At 65.3% G+C, this 944-nt stretch carries 2 protein-coding genes; one reads left to right on the forward strand and one right to left on the reverse strand.

The window, feature by feature from the left end; translation table 11 throughout:
• The coding region (locus tag AC1DWF_RS32800; RefSeq protein ID WP_476842691.1) for a hypothetical protein at window positions 1–360 on the reverse strand (360 nt) is incomplete at its 3' end.
• 192 nt (window positions 361–552) lie between these two features.
• Between AC1DWF_RS32800 and AC1DWF_RS32805 the strand changes: the two genes are divergently transcribed.
• Window positions 553–944: hypothetical protein (locus AC1DWF_RS32805; protein ID WP_476842692.1), on the forward strand; the 392-nt coding region annotated here is incomplete at its 3' end.

Genomic DNA, 944 nt, shown 5'->3' on the forward strand with positions numbered 1-944 from the left:
GGCCATGATCGCGGCCTTGGTGATGGGCTGGCAGGCCTTCGGGGCGATCTTTACCGCCATGGCCATGCCCGCCTCGGTCGGGTGGGCCCAGCCGTCCAGGGTCACGACGAGGCCGAGCCGGCTCAAGCCGTTCAGACCCCTGCGGACGCCCAGGCTGTTGACGACGTCGAGTTTGTGGGTCCGGCCGAACTCGTCGGTGACGGAGGTCGGGAGGCCGCGGACCAGCGCGATGTCCTGGGCGATCTCCCTGACCCGCGCAGCTCCTTCCCAGAACTCGCCACCGGGAGGTCTGAACGTGGCCGCATGCCGGGCCAGCCGGACCAGGATCTCGCGTTGCAGGACGCCGATACCGCGGCTCATGGCAGCCTCTTAAGTGTTGCGAGATACACTTACACCGACGCCGCGCTGCCRGCAGCCAGTCAGCGCAATACCTGCACCAAAGTGAAAYCGCRYCTGCATCRAAGTGCGTGACGCGCGGAGCTGTGTGCGGAGTATTTTTACTTCTGTGGCGGCTGCCGAAGAAGGCATGCCTGGGCCACTGGAGGCCGAACATTGAAATACAATCACCGAAGCTTGGCGGTCGCTGCAATCGCGGCGATGGCTCTGCCGCTGGCCGCGTGTCAGACCGGCGCTCAGCGCGAACTCGCCGGATACCACGAAATCGAACGCGAGACGGTCGAAGCCTACCAGGCGTGCACCCGCGCCGCAGCATCCAAGCCCGAGTACGCCAGCATTCACGCTAGGCTCTCGCTGCCGGGCACGTCGGCCACGCCCACGATGGCGCAGATGCAGGACACCACGCGCGCGTCGCCTGATGATCGGAATGCCATCGTGGCCTGGCACGGCGAGTTCTCGAACTGCCGGGCCGCACGCAATACAAACGCGGGGCGCATTTCGCCACGCCTTATCACTGTATATGAGGTGAACTCAGCGGAAATCGACGC

The sequence above is a fragment of the Aminobacter sp. P4_D5 genome, assembly GCF_056401815.1.